This is a genomic window from Mesorhizobium sp. 2RAF21 (assembly GCF_052115345.1).
Lineage (GTDB): Bacteria > Pseudomonadota > Alphaproteobacteria > Rhizobiales > Rhizobiaceae > Mesorhizobium > Mesorhizobium terrae.
This window is the reverse complement of the sequence record NZ_JBFRGM010000033.1, coordinates 1-23195: the sequence shown is the minus strand read 5'-3', so window position 1 is coordinate 23195 and position 23195 is coordinate 1. Positions and strand designations below refer to the sequence as shown.

21 protein-coding genes are annotated in these 23195 nt (G+C 64.4%); 9 read left to right on the top strand and 12 right to left on the bottom strand.

From position 1 onward, the window contains the following. The first annotated feature begins 69 nt into the window (after nucleotides 1–69). Both AB4136_RS31560 and AB4136_RS31555 read left to right on the top strand, forming a co-directional pair. Nucleotides 70–645, top strand: a complete 576-nt coding sequence (locus tag AB4136_RS31560) for a 2'-5' RNA ligase family protein (RefSeq protein WP_065997006.1) — start codon at nucleotides 70–72, stop codon at nucleotides 643–645. Between the two features lie 90 nt (nucleotides 646–735). Then, nucleotides 736–2373 carry an acyl-CoA synthetase gene (locus tag AB4136_RS31555; RefSeq protein ID WP_024926376.1) on the top strand — a complete coding sequence of 546 codons (1638 nt, stop codon included), beginning with the start codon at nucleotides 736–738 and terminating at the stop codon, nucleotides 2371–2373. A gap of 14 nt (nucleotides 2374–2387) precedes the next feature. On the opposite strand, the gene AB4136_RS31550 is transcribed toward AB4136_RS31555, so the two are convergent. From AB4136_RS31550 to AB4136_RS31525, 6 genes are all read right to left on the bottom strand, one after another. Further along, on the bottom strand, nucleotides 2388–2894 hold the full coding sequence (locus tag AB4136_RS31550) for an L-2-amino-thiazoline-4-carboxylic acid hydrolase (RefSeq protein WP_024926375.1): 507 nt from the start codon (nucleotides 2892–2894) through the stop codon (nucleotides 2388–2390). After that, entirely contained in the window at nucleotides 2891–3685 is a 795-nt protein-coding gene (locus AB4136_RS31545) for an ABC transporter ATP-binding protein (RefSeq protein ID WP_024926374.1), read from the bottom strand. The genes AB4136_RS31550 and AB4136_RS31545 overlap by 4 nt, the downstream gene beginning before the upstream one ends. Further along, on the bottom strand, nucleotides 3678–4475 hold the full coding sequence (locus AB4136_RS31540; protein ID WP_024926373.1) for an ABC transporter ATP-binding protein: 798 nt from the start codon (nucleotides 4473–4475) through the stop codon (nucleotides 3678–3680). Before AB4136_RS31540 ends, AB4136_RS31545 begins: the two co-directional genes overlap by 8 nt. Further along, a complete protein-coding gene (locus tag AB4136_RS31535; protein WP_024926372.1) occupies nucleotides 4472–5293 on the bottom strand; it encodes an ABC transporter permease in 822 nt (273 codons plus the stop codon). Before AB4136_RS31535 ends, AB4136_RS31540 begins: the two co-directional genes overlap by 4 nt. After that, nucleotides 5290–6276: an ABC transporter permease gene (locus AB4136_RS31530; protein ID WP_024926371.1), complete on the bottom strand. Its 987-nt coding sequence runs from the start codon at nucleotides 6274–6276 to the stop codon at nucleotides 5290–5292. Before AB4136_RS31530 ends, AB4136_RS31535 begins: the two co-directional genes overlap by 4 nt. Nucleotides 6277–6350: 74 nt before the next feature. Further along, nucleotides 6351–7961, bottom strand: a complete 1611-nt coding sequence (locus tag AB4136_RS31525; RefSeq protein WP_024926370.1) for an ABC transporter substrate-binding protein — start codon at nucleotides 7959–7961, stop codon at nucleotides 6351–6353. Between the two features lie 254 nt (nucleotides 7962–8215). Between AB4136_RS31525 and AB4136_RS31520 the strand changes: the two genes are divergently transcribed. After that, nucleotides 8216–9511 (top strand): amidase, encoded by a 1296-nt coding sequence (locus AB4136_RS31520; protein WP_024926369.1) that lies wholly within the window; start codon nucleotides 8216–8218, stop codon nucleotides 9509–9511. Between the two features lie 67 nt (nucleotides 9512–9578). Here AB4136_RS31520 and AB4136_RS31515 read toward each other — a convergent pair whose 3' ends face one another. The 6 genes from AB4136_RS31515 to AB4136_RS31490 all read right to left on the bottom strand — a co-directional run bounded on the left by AB4136_RS31515 (nucleotide 9579) and on the right by AB4136_RS31490 (nucleotide 16664). After that, nucleotides 9579–10547: an ABC transporter permease gene (locus AB4136_RS31515; protein ID WP_024926368.1), complete on the bottom strand. Its 969-nt coding sequence runs from the start codon at nucleotides 10545–10547 to the stop codon at nucleotides 9579–9581. Then, nucleotides 10544–12097 (bottom strand): sugar ABC transporter ATP-binding protein, encoded by a 1554-nt coding sequence (locus AB4136_RS31510; protein WP_024926367.1) that lies wholly within the window; start codon nucleotides 12095–12097, stop codon nucleotides 10544–10546. The genes AB4136_RS31515 and AB4136_RS31510 overlap by 4 nt, the downstream gene beginning before the upstream one ends. A gap of 213 nt (nucleotides 12098–12310) precedes the next feature. Then, entirely contained in the window at nucleotides 12311–13306 is a 996-nt protein-coding gene (locus AB4136_RS31505) for an ABC transporter substrate-binding protein (RefSeq protein WP_024926366.1), read from the bottom strand. 254 nt (nucleotides 13307–13560) lie between these two features. After that, nucleotides 13561–13998: an RbsD/FucU domain-containing protein gene (locus AB4136_RS31500; RefSeq protein ID WP_137900690.1), complete on the bottom strand. Its 438-nt coding sequence runs from the start codon at nucleotides 13996–13998 to the stop codon at nucleotides 13561–13563. A gap of 91 nt (nucleotides 13999–14089) precedes the next feature. After that, entirely contained in the window at nucleotides 14090–15106 is a 1017-nt protein-coding gene (locus tag AB4136_RS31495) for an aldo/keto reductase (protein ID WP_024926364.1), read from the bottom strand. Nucleotides 15107–15158: 52 nt separating this feature from the next. Next, nucleotides 15159–16664 carry a UxaA family hydrolase gene (locus AB4136_RS31490; RefSeq protein WP_024926363.1) on the bottom strand — a complete coding sequence of 502 codons (1506 nt, stop codon included), beginning with the start codon at nucleotides 16662–16664 and terminating at the stop codon, nucleotides 15159–15161. 227 nt (nucleotides 16665–16891) lie between these two features. On the opposite strand from AB4136_RS31490, the gene AB4136_RS31485 reads away from it, so the two are divergent. From AB4136_RS31485 to gndA, 6 genes are all read left to right on the top strand, one after another. Continuing rightward, on the top strand, nucleotides 16892–17791 hold the full coding sequence (locus AB4136_RS31485) for a GntR family transcriptional regulator (protein WP_024926362.1): 900 nt from the start codon (nucleotides 16892–16894) through the stop codon (nucleotides 17789–17791). Nucleotides 17792–17927: 136 nt separating this feature from the next. Then, nucleotides 17928–18284: a DUF2946 family protein gene (locus tag AB4136_RS31480; protein ID WP_024926361.1), complete on the top strand. Its 357-nt coding sequence runs from the start codon at nucleotides 17928–17930 to the stop codon at nucleotides 18282–18284. A 104-nt stretch (nucleotides 18285–18388) separates the two neighbouring features. Further along, nucleotides 18389–18946: a copper chaperone PCu(A)C gene (locus tag AB4136_RS31475; RefSeq protein ID WP_024926360.1), complete on the top strand. Its 558-nt coding sequence runs from the start codon at nucleotides 18389–18391 to the stop codon at nucleotides 18944–18946. Nucleotides 18947–18983: 37 nt separating this feature from the next. After that, on the top strand, nucleotides 18984–19505 hold the full coding sequence (locus AB4136_RS31470) for a YcnI family copper-binding membrane protein (protein ID WP_024926359.1): 522 nt from the start codon (nucleotides 18984–18986) through the stop codon (nucleotides 19503–19505). 56 nt (nucleotides 19506–19561) lie between these two features. Beyond that, complete coding sequence (locus tag AB4136_RS31465) at nucleotides 19562–21184, top strand: copper resistance CopC/CopD family protein (protein ID WP_081766966.1); 1623 nt, start codon at nucleotides 19562–19564, stop codon at nucleotides 21182–21184. A gap of 245 nt (nucleotides 21185–21429) precedes the next feature. Continuing rightward, nucleotides 21430–22839: an NADP-dependent phosphogluconate dehydrogenase gene (gene gndA, locus AB4136_RS31460; protein WP_036255317.1), complete on the top strand. Its 1410-nt coding sequence runs from the start codon at nucleotides 21430–21432 to the stop codon at nucleotides 22837–22839. Nucleotides 22840–23195: the final 356 nt, after the last annotated feature.

Genomic DNA, 23195 nt, shown 5'->3' with positions numbered 1-23195 from the left:
GGATCGCGCTTGCGAATGTTCTTGATTTGTTCTAGTCTGCGTGCTTTCGATTTTCAGGGAGTGCGCATCATGACCACTCAGCTTGAATTCGACCTCGGCGGACCCTATCCGCCACGGCCGCGAAAACCCGAACGACTCATCTTCATGCTGCTTCTGGAAGTCGCCAGTGCCGCATCGGCTGTCGGGGTAGCCTCAGGGCTGCTCGACCAATACGGTATCCAGGCGAAATTGCTGAGATATGGACGCCTGCATATCTCACTTCATCTGGTAGGAGACTTCAGACGGCTGCGCGACAAGTTCATCTTTGCTGCATCGCGCGCGGCAGATTCGATAAAATTGCAGCCCTTCGAAGTTTGCTTCGACCACGTCGTTACTTTTCCCCATAGCAGGCCCGGGAACCGCGCGACTGTCTTGCTCGGAGGCAGCCCAGAGCTTGTCGACCTACAACGTCATCTCGGTGATGCGATGATACGCAATGGCCTGAAAGCGAACCTGGGTTTCAACCCACATGTCACGCTCTTCTACAGTGGCCTCGCGGTGCCATTGCAGCGGGTTCGGCCTGTCCGTTTCGTCATCAAAGATTTCCTCCTTGTGCATAGCGAGCTTTGGTTGTCGAAATACAATATCCTCAGCCGATGGACGTGAAGCCGCCTATAGCCTTTGGTTCGATGGCTTCCTAAGCTCGTCCGCGCTATGTGATGCGCCGGACGTTGCATTGCCATCGCGGAGGAGAGGATGGATTTTTCGACGGTCGACCGCAGCTATGCGAAGGCGCGCGCGGAATTTCGCTTGCCCGCGCCGGAGCATTTCAACTTCGCCTTCGACGTGATCGATGACTGGGCCCAGCGTGACGACCGCACGGCGGTGATCGCCGTCTCGCGAGATGGCGAGGCGATCCAGCGCATTTCCTATTCGCAGCTTTCGCAAGGCTCGAACCGCCTTGCCAATGCATTGCGCCAGCTGGGCGTCGTGGCCGGGGACTTTGCCTGCGTCGTCATCGGCCGCGTGCCGGCCTGGTACACGGTTCTGTTCGGCTGCATGAAGGCGGGCGTGGTTTCGATGCCCGGCACCAACCTGCTCACCGCGCATGACCTCGCCTACCGGATCAACCATTCCAAGGCCACGGCGGTCATCGTCACCTCCGAGCACTGCGCCAAGGTCGACCAGATCCGTGCCGAATGCCCGACGCTGCGGACTTTCATCGTCGTCGACGGCGAACGCGAAGGCTGGCTGTCGCTCGACAAGCTGCTCGCCGAGGCGTCGCCGCAACTGGACCGCTCGGCATTTCCGCCGACACGTTCCACCGACATGATGATGGCCTATTTCACCTCCGGCACCACCTCGCTGCCGAAGATGGTGCCACGCGACCACGGCTATGCGCTGGCGCATGTGGCGACCGGGTTGTTCTGGATGGATCTCAGGCCCGGCGACGTGCACTGGTCGCTCACCGATACGGGCTGGGCCAAGGCCGCCTGGGGCATCCTGTTTCCGCAATTGATGCTCGGCACGCCGGCCGTGCTTTACAATGGCGACGGCGCCTTCGATGCCGACATGCATCTGAAGCTGATCGGCAAGCTCAAGGTCTCGACCTTCTGCGCACCGCCCACCGTCTACCGGCTGTTCGCGCAGCAGGATCTGAAACGCTACGATCTTTCCAGCCTGCGCCGCTCGCTGGGTGCCGGCGAGCCGCTTAATCCCGAGGTGATGCGCATCTGGAAGGAGGCGACCGGCACCACCATCGCCGACGGTTATGGCCAGACCGAGACCATCAACATCGTCGCCAATTTCCCGGGCGAGGAGGTGCGTTTCGGTTCGATGGGCAAGCCGGTGCCGGGCTACGATGTCGATGTCGTCGACGATGACGGCAAACGATTGCCCGACGAGGAGGTCGGCCATATCGCGGTCAGGATCACCGATCCTTATCCGGGCGGCCTGTTCCACGGCTACTACACCGGCAAGGCACTCGACACCGCCTCGTTCCGCCATGGCTGGTATTATACGGGCGACACCGCCCGGAGAGACAAGGATGGCTATCTCTGGTTCGTCGGCCGTTCCGACGACCTGATCTCGTCGGCCGGCTATCGCATCAGCCCGTTCGAGGTCGAAAGCGCGCTGATCGAACACAAGGCGGTCGCCGAAAGCGCGGTGGTGGGCAAGCCGGACCCGACGCGCGGGCAGATCGTCAAGGCCTATGTCATCCTCGCCAAGGGTTTTGCGCCGTCGGACGAGTTGGCGCGCGACATCCAGGATTTCTGCCGTAACCTCACCGCGCCCTACAAATATCCGCGCGAGATCGAGTTCGTCGACGCGCTGCCCAAGACTATCTCCGGCAAGATCCGCCGGGTGGAGCTCAGGCAAGCCAGCAAGAAATAGGCGGCAAGGCCGGCTCAGGCCGCGTCGCGATTGGTCAGCGCGATGTGGCAGCAGCCGCTGCCATGACCGGGCGTCCAGGTGACGTTGTCGAAGCGCACGCCCGTCGCCTCGAACAGGCCGCGGTCGAAGGCGCCGGCTATACGGCAGAGCGTCGCCAGCCGTTCCTCGCCGACGCCGGCTTCCACCCAGGCGTCTTTCAGCGGACAGCGCTTCACCTTGAAGGCGATGCGGTCCGCCGCGCGCTCGATATCGGTCGGATACATCCTCCCGTCATCCGGGCTGACCGCCAGAAAGGCCTCGCCGATGGCGCGCGCATCGTTGGGACCGAAGCGTGAGAAAGCTGTCGTTGCAACTTCCTGGCCACGTTTTTCGATGGCGCGAACCATGATCGCCTCGGCCTGTTCGGCGTCCAATTCGGCCGTCAGTTCTTCCAACATCAGCCGGTAGAGATCGGCACGGTTGCGGAAGGCGGAATCGAGCTCGCGCGCGAGTTTCTCCGCTCTGGCGTCGGGGTCGGTCATGAGGCGTCCTGCGTGGCTTTTCTGGTCAACTTCGGCGCGGCGGCAACAAGCGCCTTGCCTATGTTGGAGTGCGGATTGTCGATGACGGCACGAGCGTCGCCCTGCTCGGCGATGCGCCCGCCATCCAGAAGGATGATGCGATGCGCGAAGGCACGCACCACGCCAAGGTCGTGGGAAACGAACAGATAGGCGATGCGTTCCTCGCGTTGCAGATCGAGCAGCAATTCGAGGATCTGGCCACGCACTGAAACGTCCAGCGCCGAGACGGCTTCGTCCAGCACGATCAGCGACGGTTTGGTGGCTATGGCGCGCGCGATCGCCACGCGCTGGCGCTGGCCGCCGGAAATCTCATGAATGTGTAGATGAGCCAGATCGGGCGACAGGCCGACACGCTCGAGCAGGGCGGCGATGCGGTTTGGCCGCTCGCTGCGGCCAGCAAGTCCATGGATGCGCAACGGGTCATCCAGCACGCGCGCCACCGTGGCGCGGGGGTTGAGCGCGGCGAGCGGGTCCTGGAACACCATTTGCAGCCGCGCCCGCCTCGCGCGCAGCGCCGCTCCACGCAGGGCCAGGAAATCCTCGCCCTCGAATGTTACCTGGCCGGCATCCGGCTCGATCAGCCGCAGGATCAGTCGCGCGATGGTCGATTTGCCGGAGCCCGAGGGGCCGGCGAGCGCCAGCGTCTCGCCCGGAGCAATCGAGAAGGAAATATCGTCGGCGGCGGCGACGCTTACTGCCCCGCGTCGGAACCGTTTGCTCAGGCCCGAGACGACAAGCAGCGGCTCAGACATGGCCATGCTCCGTCGTCGGGATCATCGGCGTCGCGTCGAGCCCGATATGGGCGGCGAGCAGCTTTTTCGTATAGGCATGCGCAGGTGCCTGGATGACCGCGTCCGCGCTTCCCAGTTCGACCATCTTGCCATTGCTGAAGACGGCGATCCGGTCTGCCAGTTCGGCGGCGAGCGCGATGTCGTGGCTGACGAACAGCAGCGCCATGCCATCCTCGCTCACCAATTGCCGGATCAGTGCAACGATCTCGGCCTGGACGATGGTGTCGAGCGCGCTGGTTGCTTCGTCGGCGATCAGCAATTTGGGGCTGGCGGCGATTGCTGCGGCAATCGCAACCCGCTGCTTCTGGCCGCCGGACAGCTGGTGCGGAAAGGCGTGCAGCACCGTTTCCGGGTTTGGCAATTTCACCCGGCGCAAGAGGTCGAGCGCGCGGTTTTCGGCATCCGCCCATGACAGGCCAAGATGCGCGCGGGCCACCTCCGCCACCTGCCGGCCGATCGCCATCACCGGGTCGAGACTGGCGGCGGCGTCCTGGAAAACGAAGCCGATGTCGCGGCCGCCAGTCGGCACGCGTGACTGCCCCGACCACAGGATCGCACCGTCCACTTTTGCCGTGAGCGGCAACAACCCGGCAATGGCCAGCGCCAGCGTGCTCTTGCCGGAACCGCTTTCGCCGATGATGGCCAGCCGCTCGCCGGCGGCGATGTCGAGATCGATGCCGGCAAGCGAGGGCGCACCGTCGCGCCGGTAGCTGACCGACAGGTCGCGGATCGAGACGAGCGGGGCGGTCACGACAGGCCCTTCCTGACGGCCGTGCCTTCGACAATGCCTTCCCCGGCGAGGTAGACGCCAAGCACGGTCAGCACCAAGGCGATGCCAGGGACGATCGACAGAAAGGGAGCCGAGCGCAGAACCGTGCGGCCCTCGGCGATCATGCCGCCCCAGGTGACGCGGTTGGGGTCGCCTAGGCCGAGGAAGGACAAGGCAGCCTCGATGAGGATTGCCGACGCGACGATCACCGACGACAGCGCCAGCACCGGCGGCAGGGCATTGGGAAGGACTTCGCGCAGCGCGATCTCCAGCGGGCGCATGCCGATGACACGCGCGCCGGCGACGAAATCGCGTTCGCGGATCGACAGAACCTCGGCGCGGGCGACGCGCGCCGGGCCGGTCCAGGCCGACAGCGCGATGGCGATGACGACGACGGCCAGCGACGGCCCGACGACGCTGACGAAGGCCAGGGCCAGCAGGAAGGAAGGCACGGTCTGGAAGGCGTCGGTGATGCGCATCAGCGCTTCGTCGACGATACCGCCGGCAAAGCCGGCCAAGGTGCCGATCACCGCGCCGACGGCAATCGCCGCCGCCGCCGCGGCAAGCCCGACGGCCAGCGACGTGCGAGCGCCGTGGAAGAGTTCCGCCATCACGTCTCGCCCCAGCCTGTCGGTGCCGAGCGGCAGCGCCCAATCCTGGAAAGGCGGCAGCAACGGTGCGCCCTTGATGGCCAGCGGATCGCCCGGAAACAGCAGCGGCGCCGTCAGCGCCATCGTTGCCAGCAGCGCCAGGATGCCGAGCCCAACCAACGCTTCCGGTGTGTTCGCCAGCCGCCTCATGCACCAGCCTCGCTGGCACCGACGCGCGGATCGAGGAAGGCATAGGCGATGTCGACCAGAAGGTTGATGAGAATGACCAGAACGGCACTCACCAGAATGATGCCGAGCAACAGCGGCGTGTCGCGCAATGCCACCGCCTCCTGCGCCAGCTTGCCGAGGCCGGGCACCGAAAAGATGCTTTCGATGACGACGCTGCCGCCCAGCATCTGGGCGGACTGCAGGCCGAGCATGGTGACCAGCGGCAGCAACGCATTGCGCGCGACATGGGCGAGCACGATGCGCCGGCGGGAAAGTCCTCTGGCGCGGGCGGCGCGCACGAAATCCAGCCGCCACACCTCTGCCATGCCGGCGCGCATCATTCTCAGGTAAAGCGCCAGATAGATGAGCCCGAGCGACGTCACCGGCAGAACGAGGTGGTTGGTTATGTCGGCGGCGCGGGCGAAACCGGTCTTGCCGGAAGCCACCGTCTCGAAGCCGGCGATCGGGAACCAGCGCAGATCGACGGCAAAGACGATGACCAGCACCAGCGCCAGCCAGAAACCGGGCACCGCATAAAGGGCGAGCGAAGCGGTCGACAGAAAACGGTCTAGAAAACTGCCGGGCCGTGCGCCGGCATAGATGCCCAACGCCGAACCGAGGCCGAAGGACAGGGCGGTGGCGCTGCCCATCAGCAGCAACGTCACCGGCAAACGTTCGAAAATGACGTCGCGGATCGGTCGCGAGAAGGCGACCGAGTGGCCGAGGTCGAAATGCAGTAACGCCCAAAGATAACTGGCAAGCCGCGTCACAGCGGACTGGTCGAGGCCCCATTGCTGGCGCAGCGCTTCGACCAATCCAGCGTCGCCGCCGGTCGAAACGACATAGGCATCGACCGCGTCGCCGGGAGCCGCCTCAAGCAGCAGGAAGGTGCCGACAACAACGATCAGAAGCACGAAGACGGAGCCGACGAGGCGTCGGCGCAAGAGAAGCAGGGCACGGTTCATGGGTGCAAAGACACCGAGGTCACAGCCGCCGAGCTTATCCGCGAGCGGCTGCCGACCTCAAGCGCCGATGGGACCTACTTCGCCACCCAGGCGTCCGCCCAGTTGGACACAGCCCAGCGCGGATTGTCGGCGATGTTGCCGACACTTTCATTGGCGACCGAGATGAAGGTCCAGTCGGCAACGTTGATGAAGGGCAGATCCTCGGCCACCTTCTTCTGGAATTCCTTGTAGAGGTCGGTACGCGCCTTGGTGTCCAGTGTTCCGGCCGCCTTGGCGATAAGCGCGTCGATCCCGGCATTCTTGTAGCCGCCCTGGTTGGAGAAGGGCACGCCGTCGGGAATGCCGCTCTGCGCCAGGATGGTGGTGGAGATCGCCGGGTCGCCGCGGAACACCGGCGGGCCCACCGCGAGATCGAAGGCGTGGTCGGTGTAGACCGCCTTGATATGCGCGGCGGAATCGTTGTTGACCAGTTCCGCGTCAATGCCGATGGCGGCGAGTGCCTGGCGCAGATAGTCGCCGAATTGCTTGGTCTCGTTGAAATAGGGTGCTGGCAGAAGCTTCAGCTTGAAGCGGGTGCCGTCGGCGCCGCGCTTGTAGCCGGCCTCGTCGAGCAGCGCGTTGGCCTTGGCGACATCGAAGGCGTAGGCCGGCACTTCGGCGGTGTAGAACTGCTTATCGTTCTTCGGCACCGGCCCGCTGGCGGTCTCGGCATAGCCGAGGAAAACCGTCTTGACGACGAAGTCCTTGTCGATGGCGTGCGCGATGGCCTGTCGTACCTTGAGGTCGGCCAGTTCCTTGCGGCGATGGTTGATTTCCACCACCAACTGATAGGTCAGCCCCTCGTAGCCCTTGGTGACGACCTTGAGGCCCGGCACCTTGGCAATGCGGGCAAGATCGGCCAGCGGCACTGCCGAGAAGGCGGCGAGCTGGATCTGCTCGGCTTCCAGCGCGTTGGCGGCCGCCGAGCGGTCCGGCAGCACTAGATAGACGATCTCGTCCAGATAAGGCTCGCTCTTGCCCCAATAGCTGTCGTTCCTGGTCAGCCGGTAGTATTGGCCGGCCTTGTATTCGGCGAATTTGAACGGGCCGGTGCCGACCGGCGCGGCATTGGCCGGGTTCTCCTCGATCTTGCCGTTCTCATAGATGTGCTTGGGCACGACGCTGGTCAGCGCCGGCAGCGCGTTGCGGATCAGCTGGAACGGCGTCGGTTTGGCGAATTTGAAGACGGCGGTGTGTTCGTCCGGCGTTTCGACAGCTTCCAGATCCTTGAAGACGACGCGGCCGAGGTTCTGCAGCGGTTTCCATATCTGCAGCGCGGAGAAGGCGACGTCGGCCGAGGTGAACGGCTTGCCGTCGTGCCAGGTCACGCCTTCGCGCAATTTGAAGGTGGCCGATTTTCCGTCTTCCGAGCCCTCCCAGCTGACGGCGAGGCGAGGGCTTAGCCCATCCTTGCCTTCATAGTCGGCTTCGGCGAGCGGCTCGACGATCTTGGACGAAATGAAGAAGACGCCGTTGGAGGCGACGATCGCCGGGTTCAGGTTGCGCGGCTCGGAATCGGCGGCAACCGTCAGGCGTCCGCCCTTCTTCGGCTCCTGCGCCCAGCCGATCGTCGGCAGGGCCGTGGAGGCGAGCAGCAGGGCCGCGCCTGAAAGCACCGAACGCCTGGTGATGCTGAAATCCGACATGACTGAACTCCCCGCCAAACCGCCCACTGCCGTGAGCTTGCAAATTCCGGACGAGCTCCCGATCCGCCCATCCCAACGGCGCGGATTATGGACTTTGTCCGGCGTTTCGCCAGAGAAGGAATTGGCGCAAACGGCCCTGGCGTTGAAATTTCCATCCGCTGGACCAGCGTGGATGTCGGCAAGGGACGTTGCGGTTTGGTGGGCTGCGTGAGACAGCAGACCCAGCCAATTCGTCAAAACGAGGTGCCGTGTCGATGTCTTCCGTCCGCGACCGTCTTGAAGCCGTTCTTTCGCGTTTGGCCGCCCGCGCCGCCGACGAGCGCGTATTCACCAGGCTTTATCCCGAGGCCGCGCGCGCGGCCGCCGATGCGGCGGATGCTCGGCGCAAGGCTGGTGTATCGCTCGGCCCGCTCGACGGCACGATCGTCTCGATCAAGGATTTGCTCGATGTCGCTGGCGAGCCGACGCTGGCCGGCTCGCTGCTCCGGCGCACTGCCGCCGCCGCCGAACGCGATGCGTCCGTCGTGCAGCGCCTGCGTCAGGCCGGCGCGGTCATCATCGGCAAGACCAACATGACCGAGTTCGCCTTCACCGCGCTCGGGCTGAACCCGCATTACGGCACGCCGGGCAATGCCGCTGACCCGGCGCGTGTTCCCGGCGGGTCTTCCTCCGGCGCCGGCGTGTCGGTGGGCGAAGGCACCAGTGTCATTTCCATCGGTTCCGACACCGGCGGCTCGATCCGCATTCCCGCCGCTCTGAATGGCGTCGTCGGCTTCAAGCCGACCGCGCGCCGCGTACCCTTGGAAGGTGCCTTTCCGCTGTCCTTCGCGCTGGATTCGCTCGGGCCGCTGGCGCGCACGGTTGCCGATTGCGCGGCTGCCGACGCAATTATGGCTGGCGAGGAGCCAACGCCGCTCGTTCCCGCCCGGCTTGACGGCCTGCGCGTCGGCATTCCGCGCGGGCATCTCTTCCGTGACACCGAAGAGCCGATCGCGCAGGCGTTCGAGGCGACTGTCGGCAAGTTGGAGCGATCCGGCGCGCGGATCTTCGACATTGCCATCGACGACCTCATCGATGCGATGAACGAGGCGACCCAATATGGCTCCATCGCCGGCATGGAAGGTGCCGCCATTCATGCCGACTGGCTGGCGGCCGGCACCGACGTTCCAGTCGATCCGCATGTCAGCTTGCCGTTGGCGCGCTACGCCAAGGCACCCGTGCCGATCTATATCCGCACCATGCGCAGCCGCGCCGAACACATTGTCGAGATGGATCGCAGGGCCGAGGATTTCGATGTGCTGGCGCTGCCGACCGTGCCGGTCGCGGCACCCTTGATCGAAGCGGTGATGGCCGATCCAAAGTTCGACGATCGCATGGAAGGGCTTTTGCTGCGCAACACCGAGGTCTTCAACTATTTCGACCAGTGCGCAATCTCACTGCCCATGCCGGGCACGGGGCTGCCGTCCGGCCTGATGCTGGTCGCCCGCAATGGGGATGACCGCCGTCTCCTGGCGATCGCAGCCTCGGTGGAGGCTTTGCTCAAAGCCTGAACAGGACGAGACGAAAGCCAATTGTTGGAAAGGCCCGCGCCTCATATGGCGCGGGCCTTTTTCATGGCTACTTGCCGCCGCGGCGTCTCAAGCCGTCGAAATAGACGATGACGATGATCAGCGCGCCGGTGATGACGCGCTGCCAGAAGGCGTTGACGTTGAGCAGGTTGGCGCCGTTGTTGATGGTGGCGAGGATGAAAGCGCCGAGCAGCGGCCCGTGCACCGAGCCGATGGCGCCGAACAGCGAGGTGCCGCCGATCACCGACGACGCGATGGCCTGCAGCTCCCAGCCTTCGGCCTGGGTCGGATTGCCGATGCCGATGCGGGAAGCCAGCAGCACGCCGACAAAGGCCGCGCACAGGCCCGACAGCGTGTAGGCCATATAGATGGTGCGCTGGACATTGACGCCGGAAAGCCGCGCTGCCTCGGCATTGGAGCCGACCGAGAACAGGTAGCGGCCCCATCTGGTGTGGTGCAGGAAGACATAGGCCGGCACGCCGACCAGGATCACCATCCAGAACAAATTGGGGATGCCGACAAAGGAGCCGCGCGAGAATTCCTGGAAGGCGTCGTTGTTGATCGAGATCGAATTGCCATTGGTCATCAAGAGGCCGATGCCGCGTAGTGACGTGAGCGTGGCCAGCGTGATGATGAAGGGCGGCAGGCCCATCTTGACGATGCCGAAACCGTGGAAGAGGCCGATGGCCACGCCGATGAGCAGCGTGATCAGGATGGCGAGGAACACCGGCAGCCCGGAATTGATCAGCATCGCCGTCGTCACCGTGGCGAAACCCACCACCGCGCCGACGGAAAGATCGATGCCGCCGGTGATGATGACGAAGGTCTGGCCGACCGCCAGGATGGCGATCATCGAGCCCTGGCGCAGCAGGTTGGAGATGTTGTTGGCAGTGGCGAAGCTCGATGTCGAGAAGGACAGCAGAACCCACAACAGCACCAGCAGCGCCAGCAGCGTCAGGCCAAACAACGCATTGTAGTTGCGTTTCGGCTTTTCAGCGGGGATCGCCTCGGTGCTCATATTTGTCCTCCCGGTTTTTCTTGTTTCTCGGCCAATGCCTCGGTCAGGATGTCCTCATGGCTGGCCGTGTGGAATCCGTGCGTGCCGACCAGCTTGCCACGGCGGAAAACGTGCAGCGTGTCGGCCAATTCATATACTTCGGGCAGATAGGACGAGATCAGGATGATGCCGGCGCCTTTCGACAACAGCGTCGAGAACAGCCGGTAGATCTCCGCCTTGGTGCCGACATCGACGCCGACCGTCGGCTCGTCGAAGATGAACAGCTTGGCGCCGTGGTTCAGCCACTTGCCGATGACGATCTTCTGCTGGTTGCCACCGGACAGGCTGGAGGCGAGCGCCTGCCGCCCAGGTGTCTTGATGCGCAGGCCGGCGATCTGCTGCTCGGCATGTTTGGCCTCCTCGCTGCCCGAGATCAGCAGGTTCTTGCTGATGCGCTTGTAGATCGGCAGGTTGAGGTTCAGGCCGACCGGCAGGTTGAGGCACAAGCCCTGGTCGCGACGGCTTTCCGGCGCCAGCGCCATGCCGAGCTTGATCGCATCGTTCTCGGAGCGGACATTGACCTCCTTGCCGTCCCAAAGGATGGTGCCGGAGGATTTCGGATGGCGACCGTAGACGGCGGTGACGAACTCGCTACGTCCGGCACCGACGAGACCGTAGAGGCCGACGATCTCGCCCTCCCGCACGGTCATGGAGACATTCTCGAAACCCTTGCCGGAAAGCTGTCTGGTTTCGAGGATCACCCTGCCGGCAGGGAACTGGTCCTTGTGGTAGATCTGTTCGATGGTGCGGTTGATCATCATCCGCACCAACTCGGCTTCGTCGGTTTTCTTGATGTCGCGGGTGCCGACATAGGTGCCGTCGCGCAGCACCGATACGCGGTCGGCGAGTTCGAAAACCTCTTCCATGCGGTGGCTGATATAGATGATGGTCACGCCTTCCGCCTTGAGGCGGCGGATCAGCGCGAAAAGCTGGTCGGCCTCCTTGCGGGTCAGGTAGGCGGTGGGTTCGTCGAAGATCAGGAATTTGGTGCCACGCACGGTGGCGCGGGCGGCGGCGATCAGCTGCTGCTGGCCGATGGTAAGACCGCCCAGCACGACATGGGCCGGCAGGTTGAAACCGAGATCGCTGATGATCTTCTGCGCGTCGCGGACCATCGCGCGCTGCTGCAGGAGGCCGTAGCGGACATTCTCTTCGCCAAGGAACATGTTGGCCGCGACGGTGAGATGGCGGCACAGCACCACTTCCTGGTGCACGGCGTTGATGCCAAGGGCCATCGCTTCATGCGGCGTGGCAAGCGCCACGGGTGCGCCTTCCCAGATCACGTCTCCGGAGGTGCGCGGCATAACGCCGGTCAGGAGCTTGATGAGCGTCGATTTGCCGGCGCCGTTCTCGCCGACGATGGCGTGAATCTCGCCCGCCCTGAAAGCCAGGTCGATCGGCTTCAGCGCGTGGGTGCCGGGATATCGCTTTTCCAGACCGCGCAGTTCCAGGATCACCTTGCCCGGTTCCAGTTCCGGGGCAGGATGCTGGTGCAATGCCGCTGACGTCATGACAATCCTCCCGATTGGCACGCTAAGGGTAGCCTAACGCATGGACCTTGAGCCGGAACAGGTTTTTCGCAGGCCCTTGGCAAAATTGTAGCTCGGCTACGAAGCCCGGCCTCTGCGACGGGCAATCCCGGTTGGAAGTTGCGCGTCCGAAGTCTTCTTGACCTCCGGCGCGTGTTTCCGGGGCCGCGACGGCCCCGGAAACGACCCGAGAGCCTATTTCAGCTTCGGATTGAGGAGCGCGTCGATCTTGGGCTCCTTCATGTTCGCCTTGGTGACGAGGTTGGCGCCGGTGTCGACGAAAGCCTCGACCTTCTCGCCCTTGGAGGCGGCGAGCGCGGTCTTGATGCCGTCATAACCCATCCGGTACGGATCCTGCACGACGAGGCCGGAGATGACGCCGTCATTGAGGAACTTGATCAGCTTCTCGTCGCTGTCGAAGCCGATCAGGCCGACCTTGCCGGAAAGCTTGTTCTCGGCGATCGCCTGGCCAACGCCCTGCGCCATGATCAGGTTGGACGCGAAGATGCCCTTCAGGTCCGGATTGGCGGTGATCAGGTCGGTCGCGATGTTGAGGCCGGTGGTTGCCTGGCCGTCGGCATATTTGTCGGCGACCACCGTGAGGCCGGGATACTTGGCCTTGACCTGCGCGAGGAAGCCCTCGCGGCGCTGCTCAAGCGAGCCGGCGCCGGGCAGTGCGGTGATGATCGCCACCTTGCCTTCGACCTTGCCGCCATTGGCCGCGCCGATTGCCGCGGCAAGGCCGTCTGCCGCCACCTGGCCGCCGACCTTGTTGTCGGTGGTCAGGAACGAGGTGAAGGCCTTCGAGTCGGCCGAGGAGTCGATGCCGATGATCTTCACCTTCTTGGCGGCTTCGTCGATCGGCTTGCCGAGCGCCTTGGCCTCGGTCGGGGCGATCACGACGGCGGCCGGATTGCCGGCAACGGCGTTTTCGAGGATCGAAATCTGGCCGTTGACGTCGGTTTCGGCCTGCGCGCCGAGCTCCGGCACGTTGACGCCGAGGTCCTTACCGGCCTTGCGGGCACCGGCCATGACGATCTGCCAATAGAAGGAGGTGGTGTCCTTCACGATGATCGGAATGGTGGTTTCGGCAGCGGTTGCCGGCACCGTGTGGAATGCACCGGCCAGCATCGACGCGGCGGCAAGCGCCACGACTGTCCGGCGGTTGATCATGCTTTTCACGAATTTCATAGGCTTCCTCCCAAAGTCGCCCGGTCGATTACGCGAAGTCCTTGCTGGATAGGCGATGTCCAATCAGGACTTTATCGATAAAAAACAGCAATTGGTTTTTAGTGGATCAGAACTGTTCTTGCAAGCATGGCGCCTCCCTTAACCCGTTCCGCACCGCTTCCATTTTGATATGAAGCATCAATTCCAAATCAAGGTCAATGCGGAATGCTTATTCCAATTCAGGTCCGCGGCCCAGCGGTCTTCTGCATGAATGCTCAGCCGCCGTCCGAATGAAGCACCCCCTTCTTCAGCAGGATGTTGGCATAGGCGGCGCGCTCGCCGCTCGCCACGATATAGGCGGCCTTGGCCGCGCGTTCGTAGAAAGCAAAACGCTCGAGCGGCGCGACGACGAAGGCACCCGCCAGCCGGTCGACGATGCCCTGGTAGGACCGGCAGATGATGGGAAGGCGGTCAGGGTCTTCCACCACCGCCATGCGGAAAGCGGCGGCCGGCGCGTAGGTGTCGAGCGGCATGTGGGTGAGGATCGCCTCCAGCAGTTCCTCGCCGCCAAGCCCGTCGGCGCGCACGACCTTCGGTCCCAGCGTGCTTGCCGGAAAATTGCCGTCGGCGATGACGATCTCGTCGCCATGACCCATGGTGCGCAATGCATGCAGCAGGTCCGGTCCCAGAAGCGGGTGAATGCCGCGCAGCATCAGGCGATCTCCATGGCAATGCCTGTCCGCATGGCGGGACGGCGGGTCTTCGATGCTACGCCATCCATCCGGGCGCGGGGCAAAAATCGTCTCATTCGCGCACGGCTCCCGTCAGCGGCGATTGCACCGTCACATGCGGGCGGTAGGCCTCGAAGTCTTGCCGGGGAACGTCGATCCCGAGCAGTTCCATATTGCGCTTCAGGCTGGATGCCTTGGCGGTGCCGATCAGCACTGTCGCCACCGCCGGGTCATGCAGGGGAAATTGCAGCGCCGCCGTCGCCAGCGGATAGCCGGCCTTGCTGGCGATCGTTTCCATCGCCGAGACCTTCGACAGGATGTCCGGCGATGCCGGGCCGTAGTCGAAATTCGCGCCCGCTTTGGCGCCGGTTGCCAGGATGCCGGAGTTGAAGACGCCGCCGATAACCAGCGAGGTGCCGGCTTCGCGGCACAGCGGCAGAAGTTCGGCCTCGGCTGAACGGTCGAGCAGCGAATAGCGCCCGGCCAGGAGGATGCAGTCCTGCGGCGCGCGGCGCATCACTTCCAGGCAGATCTCGACCTCGTTGACACCAAGCCCGTAGGCGGAAATGACACCGGCCGATTTCAGCTCCTCCAGTGCCTTGATGCCGCCGCCCAGCAACTGGCTGAGATGTACCTTGGTCAGCTCGACGCCATGCGTGTAGACGCCGATGTCGTGGACATAGAGGATGTCGATGCGGTTCAGGCCGAGCCGCGCATAGCTGAATTCGACCGAACGCATGATGCCGTCATAGCTGTAGTCATAGTCAAGCTTGAAGGGCAGCGGGTCAACGAAGCCCAGTTTCGGCACCTGGTCCTCGGGCACCGGTTTCAGCAGCCGGCCGACCTTGGTGGACAGCACGTAGCTGTCGCGTGGCTTGGTGCGCAGATAGTCGCCGAAGCGACGTTCCGACAGGCCGAAACCGTAATGTGGCGCGGTGTCGTAATAGCGGATGCCATAAGACCACGCGGTGTCGAGGACCGCCTCCGCGTCCGTATTCGGCACCGCCTGGTAGAGATTGCCCAACGAGGCGCCGCCGAAACTGATTTCGGTGACATCAAGCCTGGTGTTGCCGATACGGCGGGTCTTCATGCACGAGCTCCCATTCGTGGCCGTTGATCGGCCATCCGCTGCTTGTCGAAGCCTACAATGTCGCGCCGAGATGCCAGGGCACGAATTCATTGTCGCCGTAGCCGAATTCCTCGCTCTTGGTCTTCTTGCCCGAAGCTGTCTCGATGATCAGCTCGAAGATTTCACGACCCATCGCGGCGATGGTCTTGTCGCCCGAGGCGATGACGCCGCAATTGACGTCCATATCCTCTTCCATGGCCGTAAAGAGCGTCGTGTTGGTGGCGACCTTGATCGACGGTGTCGGGTGGCTGCCGAAGCAGGAGCCGCGCCCGGTGGTGAAGACGATCACATTGGCGCCGCCCGCCACTTGGCCCGTTGCCGAGACCGGATCGTAGCCGGGCGTGTCCATGAAGACGAGGCCGTTGCCGGTGACCTTTTCCGCATAGGCGAAGACGCCGTTGAGCGGCGTCTGGCCGCCCTTGGCGACGGCGCCGAGAGACTTTTCGAGAATGGTGGTCAGCCCGCCGCGCTTGTTGCCGGGCGAGGGGTTGTTGTCGATCGAGGCGCCATGCATGGCGGTGTGGTTCTCCCACCACTTGATCAACCCGTCGAGCTTGGTGGCGATCTCGGGCGTCGCCGCGCGATAGGCAAGCAGATGCTCGGCACCATAAATCTCGGTGGTTTCGGAAAGGATGCCGATGCCGCCGACACCGGCAAGCAGATCGACAGCCGCGCCCAGCGCCGGATTGGCGGTGATGCCGGACATGCCGTCCGAGCCGCCGCATTGCAGGCCGACGACGATCTCGGAGACAGGGATGGGCTCGCGTTTCAGCTTGCCGACTTCCTCGGCGATCTCGGTCAGCACACCCATCGCCTTCTCGACCGACTTGCGCGAGCCGCCGGCGTCCTGGATGTTGAAATGGCGCTTGCCGGCGGCGACGCCTTTCTGGCCGTAGAGAGTCAGCTGGTTGACCTCGCAGCCGAGCCCGACCATCAGCACGCCGCCGAAATTGGGATGCCGCGCATAGCCGGCCAGCGTGCGGTGCAGAACCATCATACCGTCGCCGGTGGCGCTCATGCCGCAGCCCTGGCCGTGCACGATCGGCACGAAACCGTCGATGCCGGGATAGAGCGGCAGCAGGCGGCGGTTGGCTTGGTCGGCGATGGCGTGGCAGACGGTGGCCGAACAATTGACGCTGGCGACGATGCCGACGAAGTTACGGGTTCCGGCCCGGCCGTCGGCGCGGCGATAGCCCATGAAGGTGCGGGTCTTGTCGGCGTCGGTAGCCTCCAGCGGGGCCGAAGGCGGCACCACCGGCATGCGGCCGGACTCGAACACCAGATTGTGCGAATGCACATGCTCGCCCGCCGCGATGTCGCGCGTCGCGCGGCCAATGGCCTGGGCGTATTTGACGACGGCGGCACCGGCCGGGATCGGCCGGATCGCAACCTTGTGGCCGGATTCGATCGCGTCCGCGGTGACGCCACCACCCGGCAGCGGCGTATCCTTCTCCAGCCGGCCATTGGCGACGACGACATTGTCGGAAGGCGAGAGCACGATCAAGTTGGCGGCGGTCAAGGCATCGGTTCCTGGGGTTGTCCTGGGTCGCAGCCGGATTGACAGCGGCAATCCCGCAGCTAATGTCTTTTATCGTAAAAAAACATTTGAGCGTCAATTGGCATTTTCGATTGGAGCGCGCAAAGGACGTTCCAACAGTTTGACTCGGCACATGATCCTTTCCGAAAATCGCTTCCGGTTTTCGGGGTCATGCGCTGGAGCGCTTGCCAGACAGGCGGTGAGGCAGGATGTCGAAGAACAACAACGTCTACAAGGATGCGTATAACCGCTGCCTTCGGCTCCTTGAGGAGAACAGCAACCTGCCGTCGGAGCCGGAGCTTGGTGCCACGCTCAGCGTCAGCCGCACCACGGTGCGCGGCATCCTCGCCCGCATGGCCGAAAACGGGTTGATCGCCTGGGACAAGCGCGCCAAGAAGGTGCTGCGCAGCCCTCGGCCGGACGACTTCTTTCCCGAGCAGGAAACCGACTCGCTGTCGCAGATCATCGAGCGTTCCTTCATGCGGCGCCTGCTGGCCGAGGACGCCGAGGCCGGCATGCAGATCAACGAATTGGAACTCGCCCGCGACATCGGCGTCGGCACTTCCAGCGTGCGCGAATTCCTGATCCGTTTCAGCCGCTTCGGCCTGATCGAGAAGCGCCCCAACAGCCATTGGGTGCTGAAGGGGTTCACCCGCGCCTTCGCGCTGGAGCTGGCCGATATCCGCGAGATGTTCGAACTGCGCTCGGCCGCTGCCTTCGTCGCTCTGCCTGACGACAACCCCGTCTGGAGTGATCTTGAGCAACTGGAAATCGAGCACCATGCGCTGGAGCGCGACATCGCCGTGCGCTACCCGGAATTTTCCGAGCTGGACGAGCGCTTCCACCGGCTGATCCACAGCGCGTCGCGCAACCGTTTCATCGTCGATTTCTACGACGTCATCGCCATGATCTTCCACTACCACTATCAGTGGAACAAGGCCGGCCAGCGCAGCCGCAACGAGGCGGCGGTGGGCGAACACCTGACCTATATCGCGGCGCTGAAATCGCGCGATCCGGTCAAGGTCGCGGCCGCCTGCCGCCAGCATTTGAAATCGGCGCGCCAGACCTTGCTGGATTCCACGCCGGAGGGCCGCCAAAGCGGAGGCTGAAGGCCTTGTTGCGCGGTGCGGGCTTGTTGCCGCAGCAGCAATTTGGAGATTTTCCCGATCTCCGGCCCATGATAGGTCTTTGAGCATCGGACAGGGAGGGCGCATCAGCGTGATCGCCAGGCGCAGCAGATGGAGCATGCCGACGGCCTTTGCCGTCGCGTGGGTGCTTGTCCTGCAATCGCTGCTCGGTGCTTTCGCCGCCGGCGCCGGCCCCAATCCAGCCCAGCTCGACGCTTTCGGCAATGTCATCTGTACGCATGACGGCACGGCCCAGCTGCCGCCGGGCGACCAGCCGCAACAGCATCAGCAATCCTGCTGCGTGCTTGGCTGCACCATGTTCTCGACGGCCTTCGGTGCTCCGCCCGAAACCGTCGCGCTGTTCAACGATCTTGCCCTGGTGGCCAGCGCCGTCGTGTTTCCGACGGCCGTCGTCTTCGGTTTCGACCGCGATTGGTCGCCCGGCAATCCGCGCGCGCCCCCGGTCGTGGCCTGATCGCTATCGTGGCACCACGGCATGACAGCCGCCGCCACGCTTCCCCTGCAATAGTTATTTTTCGTATCCGGCAACGGTGCGAGTTTCCTTCATGGAGCATTCCCATGCGTATTTTCGACCGCGCCCGCGCGCGCACCCTGTCTCATCGCCAGTCGGCCTCGCTCTTGCATTCCTTTGGGGATCGCCTCGGCATCGCCATCTTCGCCTTCGCCCTGCTGTTTGCCGGTGTCCACATGGCGGCGGCGCATGAGTTCAAGGCGGGCAGCCTCGAGATCGAACATCCGTGGTCGCGCGCCACACCCGCCGGCGCCAAGGTGGCCGGTGGCTATTTCACCGTAACCAACAGCGGCAGCCAGCCGGACAGGCTGGTCTCGATTTCTTCCGACATTTCCGAAAAGTCCGAGCTGCATGAAATGACGGTCAAGGACGGCGTCATGACCATGCGCAAGGTGGATGGCGGCGTGGAAATTCCGGCCAACGGCACGCTGAAGCTTGCCCCCGGCGGCTACCACCTGATGTTCATCGGCCTGAAGAAGCAGCCGAAACAGGGCGAAAAGTTCGCTGCCACGCTGACCTTCGAAAAGGCCGGTCCGGTTGCGGTCGAATTCGCCGTCGAGGCGATGGGCGCCAATGGGATGAAGATGGAAGAGCACGCCAACTGACCGGTTGGGTGATCGCCATTCTTCGAGAGGAATATCCATGTTCAGAACCATAACACTCGCCGGTTTTTTCGCCGGCTTCGGCACGGTCGCTGCCTTCGCCCATGTCTCGCTGGAGACCAAGGAAGCACCGGTCGATTCCACCTATAAGGCGGTCTTCCGCGTGCCGCATGGCTGCGACGGCAAGGCGACCACGGCCGTCCGCATCAAGATCCCCGAAGGGGCGATCGACGCCAAGCCGATGCCGAAGGCCGGCTGGAAACTGGAAACGGTGAAAGGCAAATACACCAAGTCCTACACGCTGTGGGGCGAAGCGGTCTCCGAAGGCGTGCTCGAGGTCAACTGGAGCGGCGGCAACCTGCCGGACGAATTCTACGACGAATTCGTGCTGAGGCTGCGGCTGACGGGCGACCTGCCGGTGGGCGAGACGTTGCGTTTCCCGGTCGTGCAGGAATGCGAGGGTGGTGCTGCCGCGCGCTGGATCGAGATTCCGGCCGTCGGTCAGGACGAGGACGCGCTTGAGCATCCCGCTCCCGGCATCAAGCTGTTGCCGAAAAAGTGACGGCGGGCGGCGCGCTGGCAACGGCGCGCCGCTTCCAGCCCAATGGGGTCGGGACGATGACACGGTTGGTTTTTCCGCGAGGCTTCGCCAGCATCATCCGCATGCTTGCGGCGGTCGCCATGCTGGCTGGCTGGCTGATCGGGCAGGGCGTCAGCCCCGCGCTGGCGCATGCCTCGCTGGTCAAGGCCGAGCCGGCGGACGGCGCCATGCTGGCGCAAAGCCCGGCCAGCTTCTCGCTCAGTTTCAGCGAGCCGGTCTCGCCGCTGGTCCTGACGCTGGTGCGTTCCGACGGGACGCCGGTGCGGCTGACTTCGTTCCGTGGCAACGGCCAGACCATCGAGATCGACAATCCGCAGACGCTTGCGCAAGGAACGCATGTGCTGAGCTGGCGGGTGATCTCGGCCGACGGCCATCCGGTCGGCGGCTCGTTGTTGTTTTCCGTCGGCGCGGTCAGCGCGGCGCCCGTGGTCGCCGATATCGTCGATGCCCGGCTGCACCCAGCCATCTGGGCCGCCAAGGTCGTACTCTATCTCGGCCTGTTTCTCGGCATCGGCGGCGCCTTCGCCATCTCCTGGCTGGCGGGCGGCAGCCGCAACGGCGAGCGCTTCGTTGCGGTGATGCTGCTCGTTGGGCTGGCGGCCGCGCCACTGTCGCTCGGCCTGCAGGGGCTCGACGCGCTCGGCGCTCCGCTCGAACAGATCGCGCAGACAATCGTCTGGCGCACCGCTTTCGGCACCAGCTTCGCCTGGGCGGTGCTCATCGGTATCATCGCGCTCGGGCTCGGGCTTCTGTCGCTCGCCCTGCCGCGCGGCGACGACAAGCCGTTCTCGGCGGCCGCACTCATCGCGGTCGGCGTTGCCCTGGCGGCGAGCGGTCACGCCAGTGCCGCGGCACCGCAATGGCTGACACGTCCCATGGTCTTCCTGCACGGCGTCGGCATTGCGGGCTGGGCCGGCGCGCTGGTGCCGCTCGCGGTTGCACTTTGGCGGGACCGTCTCAATGCAAAGCCGTTCCTGTTGCGCTTTTCCCGCGTGATTGTGCCGGTGGTGGCGGTGCTGGCGGCGGCGGGCGTCGTGCTCGCCGTGGTCCAGGTGCGGACGCCGTCGGCGCTGGTCGATACCGCCTATGGCAGGCTCCTGCTGATCAAGCTGGCGCTGCTGGCCGTTTTGTTCGCTCTGGCTGGCGCGAACCGCTGGCGGTGGACGGCGCTGGCAATGGCCGGCGAGGGCGGTGCCGCCAAGGCGCTCGCCCGCTCGGTCGTGATCGAGACCATGATCGTGGTGGCGATCTTCGGCGTTGCCGCCGGCTGGCGCTTCACGCCGCCGCCGCGCGCGCTGGCGATTGCCGCCGCCGAGCCGGTCGCCACCCATATGATGACGCTGCAGGCGATGGCCGACGTCACCGTCACTCCCGGCCATGCCGGCCCCGTCTCGATCAGCATCATGGTCATGACCGGCGATTTCGGACCGCTCGACGCCAAGGAGGTGACGCTGGTGCTGTCGCGGCCCGAGGCCGGCATCGAGCCGATCAAGCGCGCCGCGATGAAGCCCGGCGACGGAACCTGGCGGGTCGACGGCCTCGTCGTGCCGTTCGCCGGCCGCTGGACCGTGCGTATCGACATCCTGGTTTCCGATTTCGAGATGGTGAAACTGGAAGGGCCGATCGATATCCGTCCCTAGAGCGCCGCGCGTCCGAACGGACGCGCAAAGGACGCTCTAGCACTTTGAAGCTGCGCATCGTGCTTACCGAAAATCGATTCCCGATTTTCGGTAAGCACGATGCTCTAACCGACGTGTCCGTGACCCTAATCGATTGAAGTATCGGCGGACTACGACGGCAGGCTTGTTGACGAAGCCGGCCCGGAAGGCCAATCATACCTGACCCAAGACGGCATGATTGAAATTCGCAGACAGGAACGGACAGTATGGAAAAAGCCGAAATCGGCCTGATCGGCCTCGGTACGATGGGCTCCAACCTCGCCCTCAACATCGCCGAGAAAGGCCACCGCATCGCGGTCTACAACCGTACCCCGTCGCGCACCGACGATTTCATCGCCAAGGCGGGCGATCTCGCCGGCCGTATCGTGCCCTGCGAGAGCCTGGCCGATCTCGCCGCCGCCATCCGCCCGCCACGGCCGATCATCATCATGGTGCTGGCCGGCAGCCCTGTCGACGAGCAGATCGCGGCCTTGCGCGGCGAACTTGCCGCCAACGACATCATCATCGACGCCGGCAACGCCAATTTCCGCGACACCATGCGCCGCTTCAAGGAGCTGGAAGGCTCGGGCCTGACCTTCATCGGCATGGGCGTGTCCGGCGGCGAGGAAGGCGCGCGCCACGGGCCGTCGATCATGGTCGGCGGCAAGGAAGAATCCTGGCGCCGCGTCGAAGGCGTGCTCACCGCCATTTCCGCCAAGTTCAAGGGCGAGCCCTGCGCGGCCTGGCTCGGCCCGGACGGCGCCGGCCATTTCGTCAAGACGATCCACAACGGCATTGAATATGCCGACATGCAGATGATCGCCGAGATCTACGGCATCCTGCGCGACGGGCTGGGCATGGCGGCCAAGGAGATCGCGCCGGTGTTCGCCGAATGGAACAAGGGCAGGCTCAATTCCTACCTGATCGAGATCACCGCCGAGGTGCTGAAGGCCGACGATGCGAAGACCGGCAAGCCGGTTGTGGACATCATCCTCGACCGCGCCGGCCAGAAGGGCACCGGCAAATGGTCGGTCATCGAGGCGCAGCAGCTCGGCATTCCGGCAACCGCGATCGAGGCAGCGGTGGCGGCGCGCGTTCTGTCGTCGATCAAGAACGAGCGGCTGGCGGCGGAAAAGGTCTATGGCGGCGGCGTCGCCAGGATCGCGGCACCGCGCGATGAACTGCTCAAGGATCTGGAACTGGCGCTGTTCGCCGGCAAGATCGCCGCCTATGCGCAGGGTTTCGCGGTGATGGCTGGCGCCTCGAAGGAATTCGGCTGGAACCTGCCGATGCCGACCATCGCCAAGATCTGGCGGGCGGGCTGCATCATCCGCTCGCAGATGCTGGACACCATGGCCGAAGCCTTCGGATCGGGCGACGCGGCGACAAACCTTCTGATGGCGCCGGCCTTCGTGACGATGATGCAGCAGGCGCATCCCGCCTTGCGCCGCGTCGTGGCCCGCGCTGTCGAGGCCGGTGCGCCGGTGCCGGCGCTGTCGTCGGCGCTCGCCTATTTCGACAGCTACCGCCAGGGCAGGGGCACGTCCAACCTGATCCAGGCGCAGCGCGATTTCTTCGGCGCGCATGGTTTCGAGCGCATCGACGAGGCGGGTGCTTTCCACGGGCCGTGGGGCTGAGGCGCGCCGCGTCGCCGCCACGCCCTGCTTTCGCAGTCTGGCCATTGTCAAAAAACACTCCCCTTGCGGGAGGCGGGAAGCGGGGCGCCGGGTCGGTGCCTCTCTGTAATAGTACGTGGCGCCTTCCGGGCGCCCCGCCAGTGTTCTTGCCCCGGACCGACCTCGCCGTCCTTCGCGACGGCAGACTTCGGGCCTCAAAGCCGCCATTTTCGGCGGCCGGGTTTTTCCAGGGCCCGGACTTAGGGCTCGTCACCAGACAGCGCCACCGTTAGCGCTGCCAGTCCGGCACCGGCGCCCTCCCTGATACCCGGTGCGCACCAGGTTCCCGTGAGGGCGATGCGCCGATTGTCGTGCAA

What these genes read in the sequence shown, in the direction of transcription:
- AB4136_RS31560 (WP_065997006.1), top strand. Translation starts at nt 70, where the DNA reads ATGACCACTCAGCTTGAATTCGACCTCGGCGGACCCTATCCGCCACGG.
- AB4136_RS31525 (WP_024926370.1), bottom strand. Translation starts at nt 7,961, where the DNA reads ATGTCGGATTTCAGCATCACCAGGCGTTCGGTGCTTTCAGGCGCGGCC.
- AB4136_RS31515 (WP_024926368.1), bottom strand. Translation starts at nt 10,547, where the DNA reads ATGAGCACCGAGGCGATCCCCGCTGAAAAGCCGAAACGCAACTACAAT.
- AB4136_RS31470 (WP_024926359.1), top strand. Translation starts at nt 18,984, where the DNA reads ATGTTCAGAACCATAACACTCGCCGGTTTTTTCGCCGGCTTCGGCACG.
- AB4136_RS31520 (WP_024926369.1), top strand. Translation starts at nt 8,216, where the DNA reads ATGTCTTCCGTCCGCGACCGTCTTGAAGCCGTTCTTTCGCGTTTGGCC.
- AB4136_RS31530 (WP_024926371.1), bottom strand. Translation starts at nt 6,276, where the DNA reads ATGAACCGTGCCCTGCTTCTCTTGCGCCGACGCCTCGTCGGCTCCGTC.
- AB4136_RS31505 (WP_024926366.1), bottom strand. Translation starts at nt 13,306, where the DNA reads ATGAAATTCGTGAAAAGCATGATCAACCGCCGGACAGTCGTGGCGCTT.
- AB4136_RS31495 (WP_024926364.1), bottom strand. Translation starts at nt 15,106, where the DNA reads ATGAAGACCCGCCGTATCGGCAACACCAGGCTTGATGTCACCGAAATC.
- AB4136_RS31465 (WP_081766966.1), top strand. Translation starts at nt 19,562, where the DNA reads ATGACACGGTTGGTTTTTCCGCGAGGCTTCGCCAGCATCATCCGCATG.
- gndA (WP_036255317.1), top strand. Translation starts at nt 21,430, where the DNA reads ATGGAAAAAGCCGAAATCGGCCTGATCGGCCTCGGTACGATGGGCTCC.
- AB4136_RS31535 (WP_024926372.1), bottom strand. Translation starts at nt 5,293, where the DNA reads ATGAGGCGGCTGGCGAACACACCGGAAGCGTTGGTTGGGCTCGGCATC.
- AB4136_RS31500 (WP_137900690.1), bottom strand. Translation starts at nt 13,998, where the DNA reads ATGCTGCGCGGCATTCACCCGCTTCTGGGACCGGACCTGCTGCATGCA.
- AB4136_RS31550 (WP_024926375.1), bottom strand. Translation starts at nt 2,894, where the DNA reads ATGACCGACCCCGACGCCAGAGCGGAGAAACTCGCGCGCGAGCTCGAT.
- AB4136_RS31555 (WP_024926376.1), top strand. Translation starts at nt 736, where the DNA reads ATGGATTTTTCGACGGTCGACCGCAGCTATGCGAAGGCGCGCGCGGAA.
- AB4136_RS31510 (WP_024926367.1), bottom strand. Translation starts at nt 12,097, where the DNA reads ATGACGTCAGCGGCATTGCACCAGCATCCTGCCCCGGAACTGGAACCG.
- AB4136_RS31545 (WP_024926374.1), bottom strand. Translation starts at nt 3,685, where the DNA reads ATGTCTGAGCCGCTGCTTGTCGTCTCGGGCCTGAGCAAACGGTTCCGA.
- AB4136_RS31475 (WP_024926360.1), top strand. Translation starts at nt 18,389, where the DNA reads ATGCGTATTTTCGACCGCGCCCGCGCGCGCACCCTGTCTCATCGCCAG.
- AB4136_RS31480 (WP_024926361.1), top strand. Translation starts at nt 17,928, where the DNA reads ATGCCGACGGCCTTTGCCGTCGCGTGGGTGCTTGTCCTGCAATCGCTG.
- AB4136_RS31485 (WP_024926362.1), top strand. Translation starts at nt 16,892, where the DNA reads ATGTCGAAGAACAACAACGTCTACAAGGATGCGTATAACCGCTGCCTT.